Genomic DNA, 20,406 nt, shown 5'->3' with positions numbered 1-20,406 from the left:
TGCAACCCCAGGCCGGAGTTCGGCCGGATACCCAGTGGCACTGAGGGGAGGAGGAGGGCGGGGGCCTCGGAATGTCCACATACTGCAACCCTCCGGCTTGCTGCGCGGCAAGAGCCCACATCTGTTCTCGTCACCGAACCGCCGGGCTAGTCTCGCCAGGAGGCCCATCCAACCACCGCAGCAAGGCGTCTCTGTGCACCTGGCCTATGTCGACTGCAGCAACCTGTTCATCGAGGCGCAGAAGGTCAGTGCAGTGGCGCGAGGCTGGGCCCGCAGCTTGGCCGAGGTAAACCAGCAGAGTCGTCCCGACTTCAGCTATCGCATCGACTTCCATCGCCTGATGGCGCTGCTGCGCGAGTTGGAGGATCCGGTGCAGGCCGTCGTGTTCGGCTCGATCACTGATGGCAATGAGGGGCTGTGGCGCCATGCCGAGGCGGCCGGCTTTGCGGTGCAGGTGGTGGAGCGGAGCATCAGCGGTAAGGAGAAGCGGGTCGACACCGGCCTGGTCACCCGCATCTGCCGTGACGCCTACCGGATGGGGCAGCCGGGCAGGGACCGCATCACCCTGGTGGCCGGCGACGGCGACTACGAGCCGATGGTGCGGCAACTGGTGCAGGACGGCTTCGAGGTGACGCTGCTCTACTGGGCGCATGCCAGCCGTGAACTGCAGGCCGTGGCCAGCCGCTTCTACCCGCTCGACGATGACCTGGAGGATCTGGCGCTGCGCTGAGGAGCGGCTGCTGCCAGACTGGCCAGGAACTTGTCCCCAGATTGCGGGGACAGAGCTGTGGATCACCAGGTGGACAGGCTGTGCAGGGCAGGGGAGGGGCCCGCTCCTCCCCTGACGCTTCAAAGCGGTCGAACACTTCGAAAAACCTCGCGGCTGAGGCGCGAAGCTGATTCAATGGCCTCGGTAGCGGAGGCGGCGATCATGGCGGCTCAGCCCGGCTTCTTCGATGTCGATGAGCGGTATGCAGCGCTCTCTGCCGCCGGCGACCCGCTGGAGCGCCTTTCGGCTGTGGTCGACTTCGAGATCTTCTGCCCGGTGTTGGATGCGGCGCTGAAGCGGTCAGATTGCGGCCGCGGCGGACGCCCACCCAATGATGCGGTGCTGATGTTCCGCATCCTGGTGCTGCAAGAACTCTACAGCTTCTCCGATGAGCAGGCGGAGTTCCGACTGCGCGACCGGCTGTCCTTCATGCGCTTTGCGGGCCTCGGGGCCTATCGCGAACAGCTCAAGCAGGCCGCTACCATGGGGGGCTGTTCCGCTGCTTCGATGATGTGTGGGCGGCCAAGGGATTTCTCGCCATGGGTGGGCAGATCATCGATGCCACCCTGATCGCGGCACCGCGCCAGAAGCTCACCATCGAGGAGAAGACCATTGTCCGAGAGGGCAGCACACCGGCGGGCTGGTCCCGAGCCAAGTGGGAGCAGAAGGACCGGGATGCCCGCTGGACGCTGAAGCGCGGCAGGGCCAAGCCCAAGTCAGAAGCCATCAGCGCCAGGCCATCCGGATCGCGGTGCCCAGGGACTGTCAGGAATTTCGTGTGCGGCGGAGCGGTTGAACATGCTCAGGCCATGGCGCGAGTGAAGCGCTCGCCGAACAGAACGGCGAACTGCGCCTTAGCCATGGACCATTCCCGCGGCGGCATGGTCCACTCCTTCTCCGCCCGGTGCAAGACCAGAAACAGCAGCTTCAGGGCGGCCTCATCCGTGGGGAAGTGCCCTCGGCTTCGAACTGCACGGCGCAGCTTCGCGTTCAGCGCCTCAATGGCATTGGTGGTGTAGAGGAACCGTCTGATTTCGACGCTGAATGCGTAGAACGGCACGACCTCGGTCCAGGCGCGGCGCCAGCTCTGGCCAATGGCGGGATATTTCTGGCCCCAGAATTCTGCTTCAAAGGCAGTCAGGGCCGCTTCGGCGGCGGCGGCATCCACGGCCTGGTAGATCGCCTTCAGCGCCGCGGCCACGGGCTTGCGGTCCTTGTAGGCGACGAAGTCCAGGCTCTGGCGCAGGAGGTGAACAATGCAAGTCTGCACCACGGCCTCCGGGAACACTGCCAGGATGGCCTCAGGGAAGCCCTTCAGCCCGTCTACCACCGCCAGCAGCAGGTCCTCGACACCGCGGCCGCGCAGCTCGTTCATCACCCGCAGCCAGAACTTCGCACCCTCATTCTGCTCCAGCCACAGGCCCAGGATCTCCTTGCCACCGTCGGCCCGGACGCCCAGCGCGATGTGCACCGCCTTGTTGCGGACAAGGCCCTCATCCCGGATCTTCACCCGCAGGGCATCGAAGAACACCACCGGGTAGACGGGCTCCAGCGGCCGGTTCTGCCAGGCGCTGATCTCGTCGAGCACGGCATCCGTGACAGCGCTGATCAGGTCGGGCGAGACCTCGATGCCGTAGAGTTCGCGCAGGTGGCCCACGATCTCCCGCGCGCTCATGCCGCGGGCGTACATCGAGATGACCTTGTCATCGAAGCCAGGGAAGCGCCGCTGGTACTTGGCGATCAGCTGCGGATCGAAGCTCGCCTGCCGGTCGCGTGGGATCTCCAGCGCCAGCTTGCCACTGTCAGTGACCACCGACTTCCGGCCATAGCCGTTGCGGCTGTTGCCTTCACCACCCTCTCCGGCCAAGTGGTGGTCCATCTCGGCGTTCAGCGCCCGCTCGGTGAACGCCTTCTTCAGCTCATCCAGCAGGCCGCCCTGCTCGAAGGCCGTTCTGGCGTCCGCACCGGCCAGCAACTGGTCCAGGATCGCATCCGGGATCCGCGGCTCTTTCCGTCGGGCCATAGGGGGTCTCCTTCTTCCCTACTATGCCCCGCCACACACGAAATTCCTGACAGTCCCCGGTGCCCATCTTCGGATACAAGAGCCATATCGGCATCGACCGGCGGCACGGGCTGATCCGCCGCTGGGCGGTCACCGATGCCGCTCAGCATGACAGCCGCAGCTTTGCTGGCCTGCTCGACCCAGGGAACACCGCCAGCCGCGTCTGGGCCGACACCGCCTACCGCACCAAGCGCAATCTGGAAGTGCTGGAGCGGCGTGGCTTGGCCGAGCGCATTCAGTTCCGCAGGCCACCGCGACGCCAGCTCTCCGAGCAGCAGGCGAAAGCCAATGCCACACGTGCACGGATCCGATCAGCCATCGAGCATGTCTTCGCCGCCTAGAAGTACCGTATGAGGCTGTTCGTGCGCACCATCGGCATCGCTCGGGCACAGGTAAAGATCGGCATGGCCAATCTGGCCTACAATTTCACACGCTTGGCGTGGCTCAGCACCCGAACTGCGCCCGCATAACCCCACAGTTCCCAGGAAGAGCGATACCTGCCGTCCAAAGCCGGTGACCCGGGCACGTCAGCAGGGGCACGTCACAGCCTGAGGCGACGATCCTGCTCGCCGGGCGGCGCAGCGGCCGGTAATTCGAGGGGGCCAATCGTCCACCCCCATCAGCAGGGGCGCGTCACGGCCTGAAGCGACCATCCTGCGCGTGAAGGCTGTGCAGCAGCGGGTACTTCGAGGTGTCCCTCTGTCTGCGGCAGTTCCGTCGGTTTTGTCCTTAATTTTTAATCAGCACGATCATCCGTCCTGGCTAATTTGATGATCGTTTTAGAGGCAATCATATCAAATAAGAATACGTTTAATATTATTGCCATCGCCGCAAATGGAATCAATTCATTGTAAACAGCAAGAGGCATTTCGATTTCTTGACTCTTCCATATAATAAAGAAGCATCCTGCATATATGGGGCTGAGAAAGGCCCATGCGACTTGCTCAGCATATGGCCTGCCATCGATCCAGGTAACAATCACCCATATGAGCGATAGTATAAATACTATCATCATCATGAATGCCGTCGCTCTTGGGTCTTGTATAAAAGCAGCAGCGCCCGCCCATGGAATCCATGAGAGCATCGCAACACAAATTCCAATAAGGAACCCTTTATTAGATGGGTATTTTCCTTCAGCTATCGATGAGAAGTATTCACTGTCATCAATCCAAAATTTTATCCGTAAAAGTATGCACAACAATGCCATGCATCCTTTTTCAAGTGTGAGCTCACCCTCTTTGAGCGTCAAAACAGCGATGAATCCGCTCGCACTGGCGCTGGCGAAAAGATTATGGACTTTATCCAGGTGCGGAAATTTCTTCGCCATCTGCTACCTATCACAAATTTTCTTGCTGCAGGCCTATGGTTCGAATTGGTAATGATTACCACCAAAGGAGACTGGCTCTCCAGGAGTATTTTCCCCAGCAAGCAAGCATTTTATTGGCGCTCCAGCGTCGATTTGGTTAGAAAGGGACCCATACAACTTATTGGCGCTGCTGGTGTTTCTACCTCCTGAACGGGTTTGAAGGGTTCAGGAGGCTGCGATGGCGCGGTTGTTCTGGCTGTCGGATGAGGCTTGGGCCGCCATCGAGCCGCACCTGCCGCGCGGCGGGCCAGGCAAGCCGCGGGTGGATGACCGGCGGGTGATCAGCGGCATCCTGCACGTGCTCAAGACCGGCTGCCGCTGGCGCGATGTGCCTGCGGCCTAGGGTCCGCCAACCACCATCTCCAATCGCTTCAACAGATGGTCCGGACGTGGTCTGTGGCAGCGCCTGTTCGCCAGGATGGCCGCCTCCGGTGGCGTGCCCCAGGAACTCAGCCTGGATGCCTCTCACATAAAGGCGCACTGCTCGGCCGTGGGTGGAAACGTATGGCCCGCCCCGTCGGCAAGCGGTTTCTGAGATCTGGCGCAGGCAGTCTGCATCAACCTATCCGGTCTCAGGGCCGAGCCCTGGCCAAGATGGAGATCCGCGCGTCCCAGGCCTCATAAAGGGGCCGGCATCAGGTGCCATTTTGCGCCATAGGATTGTGGGACACCGGTCAACTGTCAGGCCATCTCACGTCCACCACCCGCAGACCTCCTACAGCCCCTGACGCCGGGTGCGCGCCATGGGCCGATCTTGGCTCTACACTACGGCAGGCCGCATGGCGGCGAACTCCGACCTGTTCCGCAGCAGGGCCCAGGCGATGCGCGCCAGCTTGGCCGCGAGGGCAACCACGACCGTGTTGCCGTGGGCGCGGGCGAGGAGGCCTCGCAGCCAGCCGCCCAGCGGGGTGGTGGTGCGGGACAGCGATGGCAGGGCCGATCGTGCTCCCTGGATCAGAAGCTTGCGCAGGTATTTGCTGCCGCGCTTGGTGATGCCGAGCAGCTTCGGCCTGCCGCCGGTGGTCGCCTGCCGCGGCACGAGGCCGAGCCAGGCCGCGAGGTCACGACCGCGCCCGAAGGTCTCGCCACTGCCGATGGCGGCCACCAACGCCGTCGCGTTCAGCACGCCGATACCCGGGATCGTCGCCAGGCGCCGGGCCGCGGGATCGTTGCGGGCCATCCCGGCGAACTCCTCGTCGGCGAGGCGATGCGCTCGTCGAGCCGCTGCTCCGCCATGTCCTCCAGCAGCTACCCCACCCTGGCGCTCACGAACGGAACCTCCTCCGCGAGGACGTCCGCCAGGGCGTCCCTGAGCTTGCGAACCCCCCGCGCGACGGTGATGCCGCGCTCGAGCAGGATGCTGCGCATCTGGTTCATCAGCGCGGTGCGCTGTCCCACCAGGCGATCGCGCGCCCGGTGCAGGATCTGCACGTCGAGTTGCTCCTGGCTCTTGAGCGCGACGAACCGCATCGTCGGCCGGGTCGCAGCCTCAGCGATCGCCTCGGCATCCCGGTCGTCGTTCTTCTGCGCCTTGACGTAGGGCCGCACGTATTCCGGCGACATCAGGCGCACCTCGTGACCCTGGCCTGCCAGTTGCCGGCCCAGGTGGTGCGCTCCGCAGCACGCCTCCATCGCTACGATGCAGCCCGGCGCCTTGGCCGCAAAGGCCGCGATGCTCTCCCGGCGCATGCGCCGCCGCACGACCACACGGCCAGACGCATCCAGCCCTACCAGGCTGCAGCTGTTCTTGCCGAGGTCGATCCCGAGAACCTGAACGTCCATGTTCCGCCTCCCTTTCCGGTTGCCCCAGGCAGGCTACGCGAAAGAGGGGCGGGCCATTCCATAAAGGGGGCGAAGCCGCGCAGGCGGGCGGCCGCTCGCGCGGCGGCCGCACCTCGAAAATCCATTGCCGCGCCGATGATCATGGCCGACCGGTCGCCTTCGCACTGACGCCGGGCAACACCGCCGATATCAGCCTGGCCGTGCCACTGCTCGAGGCGGTGGCCGCACCCAAGCGGCTGATCGCCGACAAAGCCTATGACGCGGAGAGCCTGCGCCGGTGGCTCAAGGCGCGCCGCATCAAGGCCGTCATTCCTTCCACCGCGGCCCGCACCAGACCTTACCCTCTCGACCAGCGCGCCTACCGGCGCCGCAACCAGATCGAGCGCCTGTTCTGCCGCCTCAAGGACTGGCGGCGCGTCGCCACCCGCTACGACCGCCTAGCCCAGAACTACCTGGCCGCACTCGCGCTGATCGCCGCCGTCACAGAGTGGATCTGAAGAAGTCCCCTACCTAGGCAAGCGGACCGTAGGTGACTAGACGACCAGGGGCCGCTTTGCGGCAACAGCCGCCCTCCCGTGCGTCCGGCATGGGATGTGAGATTATCGTACAAAGAAACCGGAGTTGCCAGCCGAGAGGTCGCCAAGTGAGGTTCACCGCGCCTTTCAAAACCGCTTCTGAAGCGCGTTGAGGCAGATGAGGGAGCAGGCTAGCGCGGTGAGGGCATGGTGTATGTGAGCCTGCACTCGTAGCGGATGGCCAGGCGGCGGAAGCGGTTGACCTATGCGAATGTACGCTCGATGACCCATCTGTGCTTGCGTGGTTGATCTGATGTGGAGTTCTAGGGCGGCAGGCTAGGTCAGACCGCTGCTCTGGCTGGTGTGAGGCTGCGGCACGCATCCCGCTGCGATCCGCCGTGTTACCTATGGTATAATAGTTGCGCCTTGCCTTGAACGCAGAGCATACGATACCGCCCGCGAACTCTCACCGCCGCACCGGGAACGGAACCAAATTGTTGCGTGATGAATACTGAGCAGACACCGGGGATTACCCTGTATACGCGCGTCGCGAGCCTGCTGCGCTCCCGCATCCTCAGTGGTGAATGGGCGGTGGGCAGCATTCTGCCGCCGATCCCGAAGCTCTGCGAACTCTATGGCGTTGGCACGATCACTATCCGGCAGGCACTCCGCATCCTAGCGGCTGAGGGCCTAATCGAAAGCAAGCGCGGGAGAGGCACGACCGTCACGAAAGGCATTGTGCCAGTCCAGCACAATAGGCCGCTGCGGCAGGCCATCAACGATCCACTCGAACTCGGCCCCGACCAGACAATCCGGATCCTGCAGGTCGAGCAGCCCGTCTCGCTTCCCCAGGAATTAATGCGTCCTGGTTTGCCGCAGGCGGAGTATGTGCGGGTCAAGAAGATCCACTTCTACAAGAAGACGCCATTTGCCCTGATCGACATCTACGTGATCAAGGAAGCCTTTGACCGTTTTCCCAAGGGAGCGGAGGCCAGTTCGAAGATCGGCCTCCTGCTCCGCAACGACGGAAGCATCAATCTGGTGAACGTCGAGCAGGAAGTGACTATCGTCCCGCGCATGGGCGAGTTGGACCAGTACCTGAGCGCCAATTCATCCGACTTTGCGGTGTCGAACGTGGTGGTAAAGATTTTGAAGTGGTGGAAGGATAGCACCGGGCAGATCGCGTTCGCCGGGATTCACCACTATCGTGCTGATATGTTTGTGCTCGAGATTAAACGCGACGTACAGGACTTCTATGTGACGACCGAACCTGGTCTGATTCCAACCCCAAGCCAGAAGCCTGCCAAAAAGGCATCCTCCTGACCGTGTCGGAGCGCCGACCCCGCCGCGCAGCGGCGGCATCTCACGCCGGTACGAAGCGTGGCAGACAAAGCCCGAAATCTTCCTCCAACCGCAGATGGACGCGCAGGCCGATGGAGAGTGCTGCCTCTGGTGCTACGATATTGGTGATAAGCCGCACCCCCTCGTCGAGCTCCACGACTGCGACGTTGTAGGGTAGGCGGTCGCGGAACGCGTCATGGTAAGCGACGTGATAGACCACCCAACTCACGACATGGCCGCCGCCGTCCACCGCCTCCCAGACCGCATCGGCGCTGAGGCAGCGCGGGCACTCATGCCGGGCCGGCAGCCAGGCGTTGCCGCAGGAATTGCAGCGCTGCGCATGTAGCACGCCGCGCGTGAGGCCATCCCAATAGGGACGATTCAGCTCGGTGACTTCAGGTAGGGGCAGATCCATCTTAGCCTCCCAGAATCAAGGTGCCATGGCTGTGCATGGTGCCGCCCTGGTTGGTTACCAGGGCATGGCGGACGGCGGGCACCTGCAGCACTGCCGTACCGCGCACCTGCCGCACTGCCTCCTGCACCAGTTGCAGGCCGGGCATGCCGGTTTCGGACAGCAGGCCCCCGGCAGTGTTGATGGGCAGGCTGCCGCCGATGCGGATGCGCCCGTCACGCACGAAGGCATGGCTGCCGCCCGGCTCGCACAATCCATAATCCTCCAGTGTCATCAGCACAGTGACGGTGAAGCAGTCATAGATCTGCGCTACCTGCACATCCTTCGGAGTGATACCGGCCATTGCGAAGGCGGTGGCCGCCGAGCGCTTAGCCTCCGTAGAGGACAGGTCCGGCCGCAGCGGCACCTCCCAGCTGGTCTGGCCGAAGCCGAAGCCCAGGATCGGCACAGGCGCGGGCACGCCCAACTGTCGTGCCCGCGCCGCGGACATCACCAGCACTGCCGCGCCACCATCCGAGACAAGGCAGACATCTTCCCGCCGCATCGGCGCGATCATCGGCGGCGCGGCCATATATTCGTCGAGCGAGAGCGGCTTACGGAGTTGCGCGGCCGGGTTTGCCGCGCCATGTGCGCGGCAGGCCACGGCAACCTCGCCAAAGGCTTCCTCCGGCACACCGTGATCGGCCATGAAGCGACGCTGGATCATGGCGTAGCCGGCGGCGGTTGAGAACCAGCCGAACACCGCGTCGTCCCCACGCGGACGGGCATAGACCGCGCGGCTGCCGCTGCGCGGATTGTCAGCGTAGCAAACCAGCACGACCTCGCACTGGCCGGCCTCGATCGCCATAGTCGCAATGGCGATCAGCGAGAGGTTGGCGGCGCCTCCCTGGTCGAGCGCAAAGCCCATGCGCGGCTGGAGACCGAGCGCCTCTGCTAACTTCTGGCCATAGAGCAGTTCGCGGGTGGAGGTCGGCGTCTTGACGAAGACCGCGTCCACGGCGTCTTTCGGCACGCGTGCATCCTCCAGCGCGCGGCGGCAGGCCTCGACATTGAGCGAGAGGGTGGAACGGCCGGGCAGCTTACCGAACGCCGTGGCACCGATACCGGCGATGACGCAGGAACCGCGCATATGCGTCTCCGTTGTGCAGGGGACCCGGTGACGGCCCGGGTCAGGACCGGCCAAGCAGGCGGGAGGGATTGTGGAGCATCATCGTGTCGATGTGCTCCTGTGGCACGCCGCGACGTGAAAGCTCTGGCAGCACGAATTCGCAGATCAGGAAATGTGTCCATTCCGGGTTGACGCGGGCGCGGACACTCGGCTCAGTCGTGCAGCTCCAGAATCCGGCATCCTGCGAGAGCGTCATCTGCCCGGCATAGCCGAGCCCGCAGAGCTTGACGATGGTGTCGATGCGCAGTTCCGTGGACAGGAAGCTGTTCAACCCGAAGCGGTCCATGCCGATCTGTACACCGCTATCCAGCAAGGCTTTGAGGTAGTCGAGATCGGTCGTGTCACCGCAATGGCCGATGATGACCCGGCTGAGATCGGCGCCCGAATCCTTGAGGAGAGCGACCTGGTCGAGACCACCTTTCATCTTCGCGTTCGAATGGGTCGAGATGGTGACGCCGGTCTCCTGTTGCGCGCGGACCGCCGCCTTGAAGATACGCTGCACATCTGGCGTCATGCCCGGCGAATCCGAGCCGATCTTGATGATGCCAGCCCTAACACCGGTTTCGGCGATGCCGTTCTGGATGTCGCGGATCATCATGGCAGGAATGGGGTCCGGTATGTCCACGCGCATACCCGGGCCATGCAGGTGGAAATACTTAGGAAGCTCATTAAAGAAGTAGAACCCTGTTGCCACAACGACATGGATGTCGATACCCTCGCACACCCGCTGCAGAAGTGGCACGTCCCGGCCTAGCCCGAAGCAGGTGAGGTCGACAAGCGTGCCGATCCCAAGCGTGCGCAGCCGCCGCAGCCCGTCCCGGGCAACCGCGATGAGTTGCGCCTCATCCCATTCTGGATTCGGATAGTTCTCCTGCATCTCCTTGTTCTGGGTGAAGATATGCTCGTGCATCAGGGTTAGGCCAAGATCATTCGAATCGACCCTCCCGTGGATGGTTTCGACATAGGGCATTGCAAGGCCTCCCGTTCCGGTGTGTTTCGCTGTTGCGGTCAGATGATTGGCCGTTGTTCGCTTAGATCCGTGCCGCCGGAAGCACTGGTGAGCGAGGCGCCGCGGGCACCCAGCATCGGCAGGTCGCATAACGCGTTCACCACGTGGAAAAAGGTCGGCAACTGTTCCCAAGTTGATCGCAGGAAGCGCACCTCGCCTTGCCCGGTCCAACGTTGCTCGGTCTTCAGCGCGCCGGGCTTGAGCGGGCTAATGACCGCCTGTGCGGCATCGGCGCGGCCGCTGCCATCCGTCGCAGGAATGTACTTGTAGTGCAGCGTGCCGTCCGGGGTCTCGACCGCGGCGGGCGGGGGCGGTGCCTCGGTGAGGCCGGAGATGCGGAGTTCTATGAAGCTGTGCCCGCACCAGCCTGCAGTCGAGATCTGCTCATTGCCGAGCGTGCGGGTCTCCGGGATTTCGCAATAGAGCTTCGCGAAGCCGAGTTCTTCGCGGCCCGTGATGATGGGATCGGCCAGGTTTTCCCAGAGAACGGCAAGAAAGGGCCCTCTGACTTCCTCCTTCCGGCCCCGGTAGTACGCCGGGAATTTCACGCCGATCATGCTGTAACCACGCCCCGCCAACCAGGCGAGGTTGGTTAGCCGGGTGAGTTCCACCGTGACGACTGGCTCGCCGTGCACCAGGAAGCCCAGCGGCAGCAGCGCCTGGATCGCCTCGGCATCAGACAGGAACGAGATACTCGTGACGAGGCGCCGTGACGATGACCAGTCAAACGGCCGGCCGTCCTGGGATTGCCGCGGCCCCGGGCTGGGGCCGAATCCGAAGGGCATCCGGTAGCGGTCACCCGCCGTGTAGCGCTGCATCACTGGTGACCTCCTAGATTGGCTAGAGCTTGGCGCCGCTGATCTCGATCAACTCCCGCCAGCCGGGCTGCTCGCGCTGAATGCGGGCAGCGAGGTCCTGCGGGGTGCTGCTCCGAATGCGGGCGCCGGCGAGCATAAAGCGCTCCTGCAGCCCGGCATCCGCAGTGGCTTCTTTTTGGAACGCCGCGATGGCAGCCGTAACTTCCGGCGGCGTGCCCCGTGGCGCGACAAGGGCAACCCAGACCAGCGGCGGGTTGAAGCCGGCGAAACCTAACTCAGCCATCGTGGGCACGTCCGGCAGCGTCGGCCAGCGTTCCGCGCCCGTCACGGCCAGGGCACGTAGTTGGCCTTCTCGTACGGCACCAAGGTAGCTAGAGATCACCTCGATCGAGAAGTCCACGTCACCACGGAGCATGGCTGGCAGCGCTTCGGACGCGCCGCCCTTGAACGGAACATCGATGGCGCGCAGGTTCGTCCGGTTGGCGAGCAGGGCGCAGAACAGGTGCGACGAATTGCCCGGGCCGTTGCTCGCGCAGGAGACGCCCTGCGGTCGCTTCTTCCCCCAGTCGGCGAACTGCGCGACAGTCGTCGCTGGAATGTCAGACCGCACAACAAAAATGTTCGGCAGTTCGTAGATGACGGAAATCGGGTCCAGGTCCCTCGCCGCGTTGTAGGGCAGGCTGGTGTAAAGAAACTGGTTGAAGGTCATCACACCGACAGGCACTACACCGATGGTGTAGCCGTCCGGTCGCGCCGTCGCGATGGCCTGGGCGCCGATATTGCCACCGGCGCCTGCCCGGTTCTCGATTACCAGAGGCTGACCGAACTTCTCCTGCCATCGCGGCTGTAGCAGGCGCATGAAAGTGTCGGGTGTGCTCCCCGGCCCATAAGGGACGATGATGCGGACTGGACGGTTAGGCCAATTGGCCTGCGCCAGCGCCGGCCTGGACAGTAGGCCGGCGGCCATGCCGGCCAGCAAACTCCGACGATCCATTATACCCTCCCGGTTCTGTATTGATATTCGGCAAGGCTCGCAGATTCGTGGCCTGCCAGGTTCTGCATGGGCATTGTGACCGCGTGCCAGCTCTATGCGGTTGGCGCCGCGCCGACCGCGCCCTGCTGGCGCAGTTCCGCGATTTCTGCCTCCGTTAGCCCCAGCCAGTCGCCCAGCACCTGCTGGCCGTTCTCGTCGAGACGGGGGCTGGGGCGCAGGGCCAGCGGCTCCAGCCCGCTATAGCGGATCGGGCTGTTCGGCAGCACAAGCCGGCCATATTCGGGGTGGTCCACCCAGGTTAACATGCCACGGGCATGCATATTCGGGTCGGACACAACCTCGTCCAGGTTCCGCACCGGGGCGGCGGGCACGCGGTGATGCAGCAGGTGCGCGAAGAGCGTTTCCTTGTCGTAGCCTCGCGTCCATTCACCGATGATCGCATCGAGTTCGTCCATGTTCTGGCACCGCGCTCGAAGGTCGTGGAAGCGGGGATCGTCCTTCAGGTCGGGCCGGCCCATCGCCTCGGTGATCCAGCCCCACTGCCGCTGTCCCACGCAGATAATGGCGATGTTGCCATCCGAGGTCGGATAGACGTTGTAGGGCGATGCCGCCAAGCCACCGTGCTTGTTGCCCGTGCGCGGCGGGGCGGCGCCGCCCGACGAGTACCAGAGCGAAAGATTGGAGGCTAGTGAGGGATAGACCGCATCCTGCAACGAGACATCGACCGAACGACCGATGCCGGTTGTGGCGCGCTCATAGAGCGCTGTGACCACTCCGGCATAAAGGTGGATGCCGCCGAAGAAATCGCAGAGCGCTGGTCCCGACTTCACCGGCTCGCGTTCGGGGAAGCCGGTAATGCTCATGATGCCAGCCATCGCCTGGATGGTCAGGTCCATCGCCGGGTAGGAGGCATAGGGGCCTGAGCGGCCATAGCCCGAACCAAAGGCATAGATGAGCCTCGGATTGGCCGCGTGTAGCACGTTCCAGCCGAGGCCGAGCCGCTCCATTGTCTCCGGCGCGAAATTCTCGACGACCACGTCGGCGCGGCGGACCATTTCCAGGAAAAGCTCCCGGCCGGCCGGGACTTTCAGGTCGACGAGCACGCTCTCCTTGTTAGAATTGAGCATGGAAAAGGGCATCGCGGCACCGCCCACATCCGCGCGGGCGCGCAGATACTCGCCGGTCGGCGGTTCTACCTTGATGACCTTGGCCCCCGCCATCGCCATCAGGAAAGTGGCATAAGGTCCCTGGTAAATCTGCCCGAGATCAAGAACCACGATGCCCTCGAGGGGCCGGCGCTGCAGCGTCATGTCATTCCCCCCTAAAGGCCGGTTCGCGTTTCTCGGCGAAGGCCCTGGCGCCTTCCCTGGCATCCTGCGTCTCACGCAGCAGACGGGTCGTCATCACCTCCATGCGTAGGCCGGTGTTGATGTCCACGTCCCGGGAGCGGATAGCGAGTTCCTTCGAGGCTTGCACGGCCAGCGGCGCATTGGCCGCGATCCGCCGCGCATAGCCAAGCGCGGTATCCATCAAGTCCTCACGCTCGACGATGCGGTTGACGAGGCCCCAGCGCAAGGCGGTTTCCGCGTCGATCCGCTCGCCGGTCAGCAGCAGTTCCATGGCGATGGCATGCGGCAATTGCGCGGCGACGCGCTGGGTACCGCCATTCGCTGGAATCAGGCCGCGCTTCACCTCCGCCAGGGAGAAGGTCGCATGCGGCACGCAGACGCGGATATCGGTGCCGAGGAGTAGGGTCATGCCGCCACCCAGGCAGTAGCCGTTGACTGCGGCGATGACCGGTTTCCAGACTTCTAGACCGCGATTGAGCAACTGGTCCTTCTGAGTCAGCCATGTCTCGCTGGCCGGTATCTCGCGCTGCACATGGGATTTCAGGTCAGCGCCTGCGGAGAAGGACTTCTCGCCGGCGCCTGTGATGACGGCGGCGCGGATATCCCGGTCATCCCGGACGCGGATCCAGGCGGCGGAGAGTGCCTTATAGTGCTCCGTATCCATCGCGTTCATCCGGTCAGGCCGGTTGATCGTGATGACGGCGACATGGTTCTCCAGCACGAAGTCGATAGACATCAGGAGCGTTTCCTCTCCACAAGACCCTGTGGTCACAAAAATCCTATAAATGGCATTATAGAATGTCAATGGCCTTGTGGCTGACACGGGACGCTGCGGCGCGCAGCACGAACGCGCCTGTCGCCTGAACTCGCTATCGGAGGACAGGGCAATGATGCCGCCTACAATGCCCGACGACAGCGGGTCCTGCTGGGCCGGACGCCGGACCAGGTTGTCGCCGAGCGCCTCGTCGCCCGGCGAAAGCTCCGCGGCACCGAGCCTGTCGGGCAGGCCGGGCGGCAGGAGATCGGGAAGGCCCGCATCATCGTCGAGAACGCCAAGGATGTCTCACGACCAGACGCTCTGATGTCCGTCCATTCAAGGGGTGGGCACACGTCATCGTTCGCCGTGCAGGCGTTATTGTTGATGCAGAGGCGTTCGGGTGAGGAGGCGGATGACGAGCGACGGTTGATCCAGCTCTGATGCGCGGATTGGGTACCGCATGACCATGGTCGTCGCGGGGCTGCCTCTGTCTAGAGGCGGGGATCGGTGCGAAGCCTCCCCGTAGTGTTCTCGAGGGTTCCCCTGACCGCTCCACCTCCTCGCCCAAGCGTCTCGTCTGTTCGGTGCTTTCTCCTCTGCTGTGGTGGCCGGGAGGTTCAGGCTGCGACGGCCGTTGGCGTCACCATGCGAGCAATGGCCCAGGCAAACCCGACCATCTCGCGCGCGATCGCCGTCACGACGACCTGCGGCCGCTTGCCGGCGGCCTGGAGGCGCCGATACCGGGCGCAGAGGCGCACCTGTCCTTTCCACGCGGTCTCGCGCACCTCCCTCGACAATCCGGCCAAGCGGGGCTTCATCTGCGCTGACACCCGGGCCGGCAGCCGGTAGGTCCAGGCGCCCTCGACCAGCATGCGGCGCGCGAGCGGGCTGCCGGCTTTGGTGATCGCGCCCTGCCGGCGCTTGGCCCCGCTGGGAGTGCTCCGAGGGTACAAGGCCGAGATAGGCCATCAGCTGGCGCGGGTTGTCGAACCGCCTGAAGTCGCCGACCTCGGCCACCAGGGCCGAGGCGACGATCAGAGAGACGCCCCGCATGGCCTGCAGCGCCTCGACCACTGGCGCCATGCTCCAGCAGGGCACGAGGTCGCGAATGCGGCCGGTGAGGCGCTCGATGCGGGCCTCGAGCTCGTTCACCGCATCGAGGTATTCCTGGCAGGCGACCTGCTGGGCAGGGTGCGGGAAGGTCTGCTCCATCAGCCACTTGCGATGCGGCCAGGTCCAGCGCTTGGCGTCGTAGCTCCGCCCGTGCCGGAGCAGGAACCCCATCAGCCGCTGCCGCGCCTTGCGGAGCGCCTCCACCATGTCCACCCGTGCCCTGACCAGGTCCCGCATGGCCTCATGCTCGGGGTCCGGTACCCAGACCGGCGTCAACTCGCCGGCCCGGTGCAGGCGGGCGAGCGCCGCCGCGTCCCGCCGGTCGGTCTTGATCCGATCGCCAGGTCTACGTGGGATCAGGCTCGGCGCGACCACCACGCATTCATGGCCGCGGCTCCGGAGGTGTCGGTACACTACGTAGCCGCATGGGCCGTCGAAGGCAGTGCCTTCGACCATAGACGAAGCGCAATGCCCGGCCGCCCCGGCCGAGCCGAGCCGCCAGCCTGTCGAGTGCCACGGGATCGTTCGGGATCTCGCCCACGAACCGGACCTCGCCATCCCGACCGGCCTCCGCAACACATACGGCAATCGTCGCCTTGTGCACGTCCAGACCAACAAAACTGATATGCTCTCCCACGGCCCGTCTCCTGTGCTGAGGCAAGGCGCCGGCCCATCCGGCGCAACCCTCGTCATTCCTGCACAGTTCGAGGCGGGCCACCCCGCCTCAGACGGACATCTGGTCTAGGTGCGCTCCGTCGGCCAGCCAGTTGGCTCACCCGGATGCCGAGCTCAAGGCGCTGCCGCACCCGACGGCGCACTGCAGGTAGATGGAATGATGGGCAGCGGCTTCGGCCGGGTCAGAAGGCGAAGCGGCTCATGCCACCGTCCACTGGGATGACGGTTCCTGTGACATAGGCAGCGCGTGCCGAGGCCAAGAACACGGCTAGATCGGCGATCTCCTCCGCTTCTCCGAAGCGCCGTGCCGGAATCTCCTCATCAGCGAAGGCCTGCTCCGCCTCCTGCGTCGGATAGCGCTTCGCCATCTGCTCACTTCGAATGCGGCCAGGCTGTAGGCAGTTGATGGTCACGCCATCGGCGGCGATGTCGCGTGACAATCCCTTCGACCAGACATGCACCGCTGCCTTGGCGGCGAAGGCCGCGTTGATGATTTTCGGCTCAGAGGTGCCGGTGAAGTTCACGATGCGGCCCCAGCCACGCGCGCGCATGCCGGGCACCAGCGCATGTGTCAGCTCGCGCAGCCGGTGGAAGTTCAGCTCCATTCCCTCGTCCCAGGCCTCGCGCGGCGCGTCGAAGGTTAGAGGGCGGCTGCCGCCGGCCGCGTTGATCAGGATGTCGACGCCGCCCAGCGCCTTCTCCGCTGCAGCGGCGATCTCCAGTGCCGCGCCCGGTGTCATCAGGTCGGCGGCAATCGGGATGATGGCGCTGCCACCCTCCGCGCGCACCTTCTGTGCCAGCGCGGCGACGGCCTCCACCCGGCGTGCGACGCCAGCGACCTGCGCGCCTTCCAGTGCCAGGGCACGCGCCACCGCGCGGCCGATGCCCTGGCTAGCGCCAGTCACAACCGCGCGGCGGCCCTTCAGTCCCAGTTCCATGTCGTGTCCTCGCTTTCTCTGCTTCGCGCCTCGCGTGGCAAGGCGTTCCTAGTCAAGCCGCAGCCCGGTTTCCGCCGCTAGCTGGCGCCACTTGGTGATCTCATTCTGCGTGTAGCGTCGCAGTTCCTCCGGCGTGCTGCCTAGCACTTCAAAACCCTCGCCCTGGATCTGCGCGGCGATCGCAGGGTCACCTAGCGCCTCGTTGGTCGCGCGGTTCAGTCGTCCTAGTAGCGGCTGGGGCAGGTTCGGCGGCGCGTAGATGGCGTACCACTGTCCTGTATCAAAGCCGGGTAGCGTGTCGGCGACAGGTGGTACATCGGCCATAAGCGCGTGGCGTTCCGGGCTGGTGACACCCAGCACCTTCACCTCGCCGTTTTGCCGCAGCGATAGCGCCGAGGGTAGGCTGGCGAAGGTCAGTTCTACCTCACCCGACGTCACCGCCAGCAAGGCCGGCCCATTACCGCGATAGGGCACGTGCAGCATGCGAGTGCCGGCTTTCTGGTCGAACATCACGCCTGACAGGTGCGGAGAACTGCCGATGCCGGCCGAGGCATATCGCACGCCTTCAGGCTGCTTCCTCGCCTGCTCCACCACCTCCGCGACCGAGTTCGGGCTGAACTGCGGATTGCAGACCAGGACGTTGGGCGCCGTGGCCAGCAGGGAGACCGGCGTGAAGTCGGCAACCGCATCATAGGGCACGTTGAGCAGCGCCGGGTTTATGCCGTGCGAACTGGTGTAGCCCAGCAGCAGCGTATAGCCATCGGCGCGTGTTTGTGCGACGTAGCGGGAGCCGATGGTACCGCCGGCGCCTGCCCGGTTATCGACGACCACCGCCTGGCCGAGCACCTTGCCAAGGCTGTTCGCCATTAGCCGGCCGAGCAGGTCTGCGCCACCGCCCGGCGGCAGCGGGATCACCAGGCGTAATGGACGGCTGGGAAACGCCTCAGCCGCCTCGATGGCCTGGGCCAGCGCGACGCTGCCGGGTGAGGCGAACGCCGCCGCGCAGCCCAGCAAGCTCCTTCTCGAGATCATCTTGCTTGTTCCTCCCAAAGCTTGTTTCAGGCGAAGCGGGACAGTGCCACATAGGCGGTTCCCTCCATGATCCGACGCGCAGTGCGGATCACTGCTGCGCGTTCCAACACCGGCTGCCCATCGCGCAGGCCGACGCGACCCTGCACCACCATGACACCTGCCGGATGGCCAATGCACAGCGGGCGCTCCGATCCCACCGCTGGCCGCACCACCGCATGCACGATGGTGCCGGGGATCAGCGCCGCGGTGACGGTGCAGACGGAAATGGTCGCAGCATAGGCCTGGTGTGGATAGCCGATGCTCATGCCGCGCCCGATCATGTCGATGGCCTCGCCGCGTACCTGGCGGCCGCTGGCATCCTGGTAGTCCTGTGGCGGCGCCACCATGTAGAGCTTCGGCAGGTTCGGCGACTGGGTGGCGGCCGCCCGCTGGTCCCCGACAAAGCCGAGGCGTTGCGCCGCAGCGCCGCGGACCGCCTCGATCCGGTCCAGCAGCGCGCGGTCCATGACGACGCCCGGCAGTTCCTGGCCCGTCAGCCCGACCGCGGTGGGTTCGATGAAGCAGGCGACGTTGCCCGCATCCACGATCGAGGCGGAGACCGGCCCGATCGCCGTATCCAGCACCTCACGCACCTGGCCCGTGGGAAGCAGCCCCTTGCCGAGCGTGCCGCCGACTGCGCCCCAATCGAGCAGGATCGGCGCGCCGTTGCCGGGCACGCCTGCGATCTCCGCCTCGCCCGCGACGAGGCTGAGGCCATCGCGAACCCTCACTTCGGCAACCAGCAGCGTGCCGGTGTTGGTCATGTGCACGCGCACGATGGTGGAGGGCCCGGTGGCCGAGACCAGCCCCTCGTCGATCGCGAAGGGTGCGATGCCGGACGACATGTTGCCGCAATTGCCGCGGAAATCGACACGCGCCTCGTCGATCAGCACCTGCCCGAAGGTATAGTCGACATCGGCATCGGGGCGTGTTGGGCGGGCGATGATTGCGACCTTACTGGTCAGCGAGGTGGCGCCCCCGAGCCCGTCGATCTGGCGGAGGTCCGGACTGCCATAGATGCCGAGAATCACCTTTTCCCGCAGCGAAGGATCCGTCGGCAGATCCTCGGCCCGCAGGAAGGCGCCGCGGCTGGTGCCGGCGCGCATGAAGACGCACCGGATGCCAACCTGGTCGCCGCGCCGCCTGGCGCCTGGCCAGGGTAGCGGGGCGTCAGCCCAAGCCGGCGGAAGGCGCGTAGGGGGCATCACTTGGTCCATTGGCGTCATCGCATCTGCTCCCCATTTGCAGCAGGCTGTGTCTCTCAATCCATTGAGTCTGCGCGCAGGGACGATGAGGGCACCCACTTGCATTTGTATAATGCGCTGATCGAAATTATTGTCCCGTTTTGGACATTAATGTGATGTCGGTCGGAATCGACCTCTATGGGCTTCGCGGTTTCGTCGCGGTGGCCGAATTCGGTAGTTTCCACGAGGCCGCGACGGCGATTGCGCTGTCGCAATCCGCCCTAAGCCGGCGCGTGCAGAAGCTGGAGGACGCGCTGGGCGTGACGCTTCTGGAGCGCACCACGCGGCGCGTCGTGCTGACCGTTGCCGGACGGGAGTTTCTGCCGCGTGCCCGGCGGCTGATCGACGAGCTGGAGGAAGCGCTGACCTCGGTCCGGGAATTGACGGAGCGCCAGGGCGGCCGCGTCACCATCGCCTGCGTGCCCTCAGTCACCTACTATTTCTTGCCTCTGGTGCTGCGCCGCTTCAACGCGGAATTCCCCCAGGTCCGGATCCGCCTCATCGACGAGGCAGCGAGCGAGGTCCTACAGCGCGTGCGCGACGGGCGGGCCGAGCTGGGCGTTACCTTCCTGGGCCAGTCCGACGAGGACATTGCCTTCACGCCGATACGGCGCGATCCGTTCGTGCTGGTATGCCGGGAGGATCACCCGTTGGCACGGCAGGAAAGCGTCCGGTGGGTAGATCTGCAGCCCTATCCCTACATCACTGCGGGGCTTTCCAGCGGCAACCGCCTGCTGATCGAGAGCGCGCTGGGCAATGCTGCCTGGCGTCCCCGCCCCTTCTTTGAGATGCAGCACCTGCCGAGTACACTCGGACTGGTTGAGGCTGGCCTAGGCATCACCGCGCTTCCTCGACTTTCGTTACCATTGGAGCCGCATGCGGTCCTAACCTGCCGGCCATTGATGGAACCGGAGATTATCCGCACGATGGGGGTCATTCGCCGGCGCGGTAGCAGCCTCTCCCGTCCCGCGCGGGCTCTGCATCGTCTGTTGGCGGAAGGGCGATGGTCCTAAGCCCGGCCCC

The 20,406-nt window shown here is 64.6% G+C and carries 17 protein-coding genes and 5 pseudogenes; 7 read left to right on the top strand and 15 right to left on the bottom strand.

The features are described from left to right. Window positions 1–193 precede the first annotated feature (193 nt). Window positions 194–730 carry an NYN domain-containing protein gene (locus tag IAI58_RS22280; RefSeq protein ID WP_207450502.1) on the top strand — a complete coding sequence of 179 codons (537 nt, stop codon included), beginning with the start codon at window positions 194–196 and terminating at the stop codon, window positions 728–730. A gap of 201 nt (window positions 731–931) precedes the next feature. Further along, window positions 932–1,339 carry a transposase gene (locus IAI58_RS22275; protein WP_208776337.1) on the top strand — a complete coding sequence of 136 codons (408 nt, stop codon included), beginning with the start codon at window positions 932–934 and terminating at the stop codon, window positions 1,337–1,339. 232 nt (window positions 1,340–1,571) lie between these two features. Here the strand turns inward: IAI58_RS22275 and IAI58_RS22270 are convergent, their stop codons facing one another. Further along, on the bottom strand, window positions 1,572–2,792 hold the full coding sequence (locus IAI58_RS22270; protein ID WP_207451421.1) for an IS256 family transposase: 1,221 nt from the start codon (window positions 2,790–2,792) through the stop codon (window positions 1,572–1,574). Window positions 2,793–2,851: 59 nt separating this feature from the next. Between IAI58_RS22270 and IAI58_RS22265 the strand changes: the two genes are divergently transcribed. Beyond that, on the top strand, window positions 2,852–3,172 hold the full coding sequence (locus IAI58_RS22265) for a transposase (RefSeq protein ID WP_208776336.1): 321 nt from the start codon (window positions 2,852–2,854) through the stop codon (window positions 3,170–3,172). Window positions 3,173–3,567: 395 nt separating this feature from the next. Here IAI58_RS22265 and IAI58_RS22260 read toward each other — a convergent pair whose 3' ends face one another. Continuing rightward, the gene (locus tag IAI58_RS22260) at window positions 3,568–4,158 is read right to left on the bottom strand and encodes a hypothetical protein (RefSeq protein WP_207450504.1); all 591 of its coding nucleotides are present in this window, start codon (window positions 4,156–4,158) and stop codon (window positions 3,568–3,570) included. Window positions 4,159–4,375: 217 nt separating this feature from the next. Between IAI58_RS22260 and IAI58_RS22255 the strand changes: the two are divergent. Then, a pseudogene (locus tag IAI58_RS22255) lies at window positions 4,376–4,598 on the top strand (transposase); the annotation flags it as partial. Window positions 4,599–4,957: 359 nt separating this feature from the next. On the opposite strand, the pseudogene IAI58_RS22250 reads toward IAI58_RS22255, so the two are convergent. Further along, window positions 4,958–5,979: pseudogene (locus tag IAI58_RS22250) on the bottom strand (IS110 family RNA-guided transposase). Window positions 5,980–6,023: 44 nt separating this feature from the next. Here IAI58_RS22250 and IAI58_RS22245 point away from each other — a divergent pair. Beyond that, window positions 6,024–6,476, top strand: a pseudogene (locus IAI58_RS22245) (IS5 family transposase); the annotation flags it as partial. 165 nt (window positions 6,477–6,641) lie between these two features. Here IAI58_RS22245 and IAI58_RS23190 read toward each other — a convergent pair. Next, a pseudogene (locus IAI58_RS23190) lies at window positions 6,642–6,793 on the bottom strand (transposase); the annotation flags it as partial. 205 nt (window positions 6,794–6,998) lie between these two features. Between IAI58_RS23190 and IAI58_RS22240 the strand changes: the two are divergent. Next, the gene (locus IAI58_RS22240) at window positions 6,999–7,817 is read left to right on the top strand and encodes a GntR family transcriptional regulator (RefSeq protein ID WP_237182651.1); all 819 of its coding nucleotides are present in this window, start codon (window positions 6,999–7,001) and stop codon (window positions 7,815–7,817) included. 40 nt (window positions 7,818–7,857) lie between these two features. Here IAI58_RS22240 and IAI58_RS22235 read toward each other — a convergent pair whose 3' ends face one another. The 11 genes and pseudogenes from IAI58_RS22235 to IAI58_RS22185 all read right to left on the bottom strand — a co-directional run bounded on the left by IAI58_RS22235 (window position 7,858) and on the right by IAI58_RS22185 (window position 19,344). Further along, window positions 7,858–8,250, bottom strand: a complete 393-nt coding sequence (locus tag IAI58_RS22235; protein ID WP_207450515.1) for a Zn-ribbon domain-containing OB-fold protein — start codon at window positions 8,248–8,250, stop codon at window positions 7,858–7,860. A gap of 1 nt (window position 8,251) precedes the next feature. After that, window positions 8,252–9,376, bottom strand: coding sequence for a thiolase family protein (locus tag IAI58_RS22230; RefSeq protein ID WP_207450517.1), 1,125 nt, complete (start codon window positions 9,374–9,376; stop codon window positions 8,252–8,254). Between the two features lie 40 nt (window positions 9,377–9,416). After that, on the bottom strand, window positions 9,417–10,385 hold the full coding sequence (locus IAI58_RS22225; protein WP_207450519.1) for a phosphotriesterase family protein: 969 nt from the start codon (window positions 10,383–10,385) through the stop codon (window positions 9,417–9,419). Between the two features lie 38 nt (window positions 10,386–10,423). Then, window positions 10,424–11,242 carry an acetoacetate decarboxylase family protein gene (locus tag IAI58_RS22220; protein WP_207450521.1) on the bottom strand — a complete coding sequence of 273 codons (819 nt, stop codon included), beginning with the start codon at window positions 11,240–11,242 and terminating at the stop codon, window positions 10,424–10,426. Window positions 11,243–11,264: 22 nt separating this feature from the next. After that, the gene (locus tag IAI58_RS22215) at window positions 11,265–12,236 is read right to left on the bottom strand and encodes a Bug family tripartite tricarboxylate transporter substrate binding protein (RefSeq protein ID WP_207450523.1); all 972 of its coding nucleotides are present in this window, start codon (window positions 12,234–12,236) and stop codon (window positions 11,265–11,267) included. 92 nt (window positions 12,237–12,328) lie between these two features. After that, a complete protein-coding gene (locus IAI58_RS22210; RefSeq protein ID WP_207450525.1) occupies window positions 12,329–13,546 on the bottom strand; it encodes a CaiB/BaiF CoA transferase family protein in 1,218 nt (405 codons plus the stop codon). 1 nt (window position 13,547) lies between these two features. Then, window positions 13,548–14,306, bottom strand: a complete 759-nt coding sequence (locus IAI58_RS22205) for an enoyl-CoA hydratase/isomerase family protein (protein WP_207450527.1) — start codon at window positions 14,304–14,306, stop codon at window positions 13,548–13,550. Between the two features lie 653 nt (window positions 14,307–14,959). After that, window positions 14,960–16,092, bottom strand: a pseudogene (locus IAI58_RS22200) (IS110 family RNA-guided transposase). Between the two features lie 220 nt (window positions 16,093–16,312). Next, window positions 16,313–17,068, bottom strand: a complete 756-nt coding sequence (locus tag IAI58_RS22195; protein ID WP_207450529.1) for an SDR family oxidoreductase — start codon at window positions 17,066–17,068, stop codon at window positions 16,313–16,315. Between the two features lie 48 nt (window positions 17,069–17,116). Further along, window positions 17,117–18,100 (bottom strand): Bug family tripartite tricarboxylate transporter substrate binding protein, encoded by a 984-nt coding sequence (locus tag IAI58_RS22190; protein ID WP_207450531.1) that lies wholly within the window; start codon window positions 18,098–18,100, stop codon window positions 17,117–17,119. Between the two features lie 26 nt (window positions 18,101–18,126). After that, complete coding sequence (locus IAI58_RS22185; RefSeq protein WP_272874886.1) at window positions 18,127–19,344, bottom strand: 2-methylaconitate cis-trans isomerase PrpF family protein; 1,218 nt, start codon at window positions 19,342–19,344, stop codon at window positions 18,127–18,129. A gap of 155 nt (window positions 19,345–19,499) precedes the next feature. On the opposite strand from IAI58_RS22185, the gene IAI58_RS22180 reads away from it, so the two are divergent. Next, window positions 19,500–20,396, top strand: a complete 897-nt coding sequence (locus IAI58_RS22180; RefSeq protein ID WP_207450533.1) for a LysR family transcriptional regulator — start codon at window positions 19,500–19,502, stop codon at window positions 20,394–20,396. Window positions 20,397–20,406 lie beyond the last annotated feature (10 nt).

The organism is Roseomonas marmotae (assembly GCF_017654485.1).
GTDB lineage: Bacteria > Pseudomonadota > Alphaproteobacteria > Acetobacterales > Acetobacteraceae > Pseudoroseomonas > Pseudoroseomonas marmotae.
This window is presented reverse-complemented; position numbering and strand designations above follow the sequence as displayed.

Coding starts and splice junctions, on each gene's coding strand:
- IAI58_RS22230 (WP_207450517.1), bottom strand. CDS start 9,376: ATGCGCGGTTCCTGCGTCATCGCCGGTATCGGTGCCACGGCGTTCGGT.
- IAI58_RS22270 (WP_207451421.1), bottom strand. CDS start 2,792: ATGGCCCGACGGAAAGAGCCGCGGATCCCGGATGCGATCCTGGACCAG.
- IAI58_RS22235 (WP_207450515.1), bottom strand. CDS start 8,250: ATGGATCTGCCCCTACCTGAAGTCACCGAGCTGAATCGTCCCTATTGG.
- IAI58_RS22215 (WP_207450523.1), bottom strand. CDS start 12,236: ATGGATCGTCGGAGTTTGCTGGCCGGCATGGCCGCCGGCCTACTGTCC.
- IAI58_RS22225 (WP_207450519.1), bottom strand. CDS start 10,385: ATGCCCTATGTCGAAACCATCCACGGGAGGGTCGATTCGAATGATCTT.
- IAI58_RS22220 (WP_207450521.1), bottom strand. CDS start 11,242: ATGCAGCGCTACACGGCGGGTGACCGCTACCGGATGCCCTTCGGATTC.
- IAI58_RS22240 (WP_237182651.1), top strand. CDS start 6,999: ATGAATACTGAGCAGACACCGGGGATTACCCTGTATACGCGCGTCGCG.
- IAI58_RS22275 (WP_208776337.1), top strand. CDS start 932: ATGGCGGCTCAGCCCGGCTTCTTCGATGTCGATGAGCGGTATGCAGCG.
- IAI58_RS22190 (WP_207450531.1), bottom strand. CDS start 18,100: ATGATCTCGAGAAGGAGCTTGCTGGGCTGCGCGGCGGCGTTCGCCTCA.
- IAI58_RS22180 (WP_207450533.1), top strand. CDS start 19,500: ATGTCGGTCGGAATCGACCTCTATGGGCTTCGCGGTTTCGTCGCGGTG.
- IAI58_RS22195 (WP_207450529.1), bottom strand. CDS start 17,068: ATGGAACTGGGACTGAAGGGCCGCCGCGCGGTTGTGACTGGCGCTAGC.
- IAI58_RS22210 (WP_207450525.1), bottom strand. CDS start 13,546: ATGACGCTGCAGCGCCGGCCCCTCGAGGGCATCGTGGTTCTTGATCTC.
- IAI58_RS22185 (WP_272874886.1), bottom strand. CDS start 19,344: ATGCCCCCTACGCGCCTTCCGCCGGCTTGGGCTGACGCCCCGCTACCC.
- IAI58_RS22260 (WP_207450504.1), bottom strand. CDS start 4,158: ATGGCGAAGAAATTTCCGCACCTGGATAAAGTCCATAATCTTTTCGCC.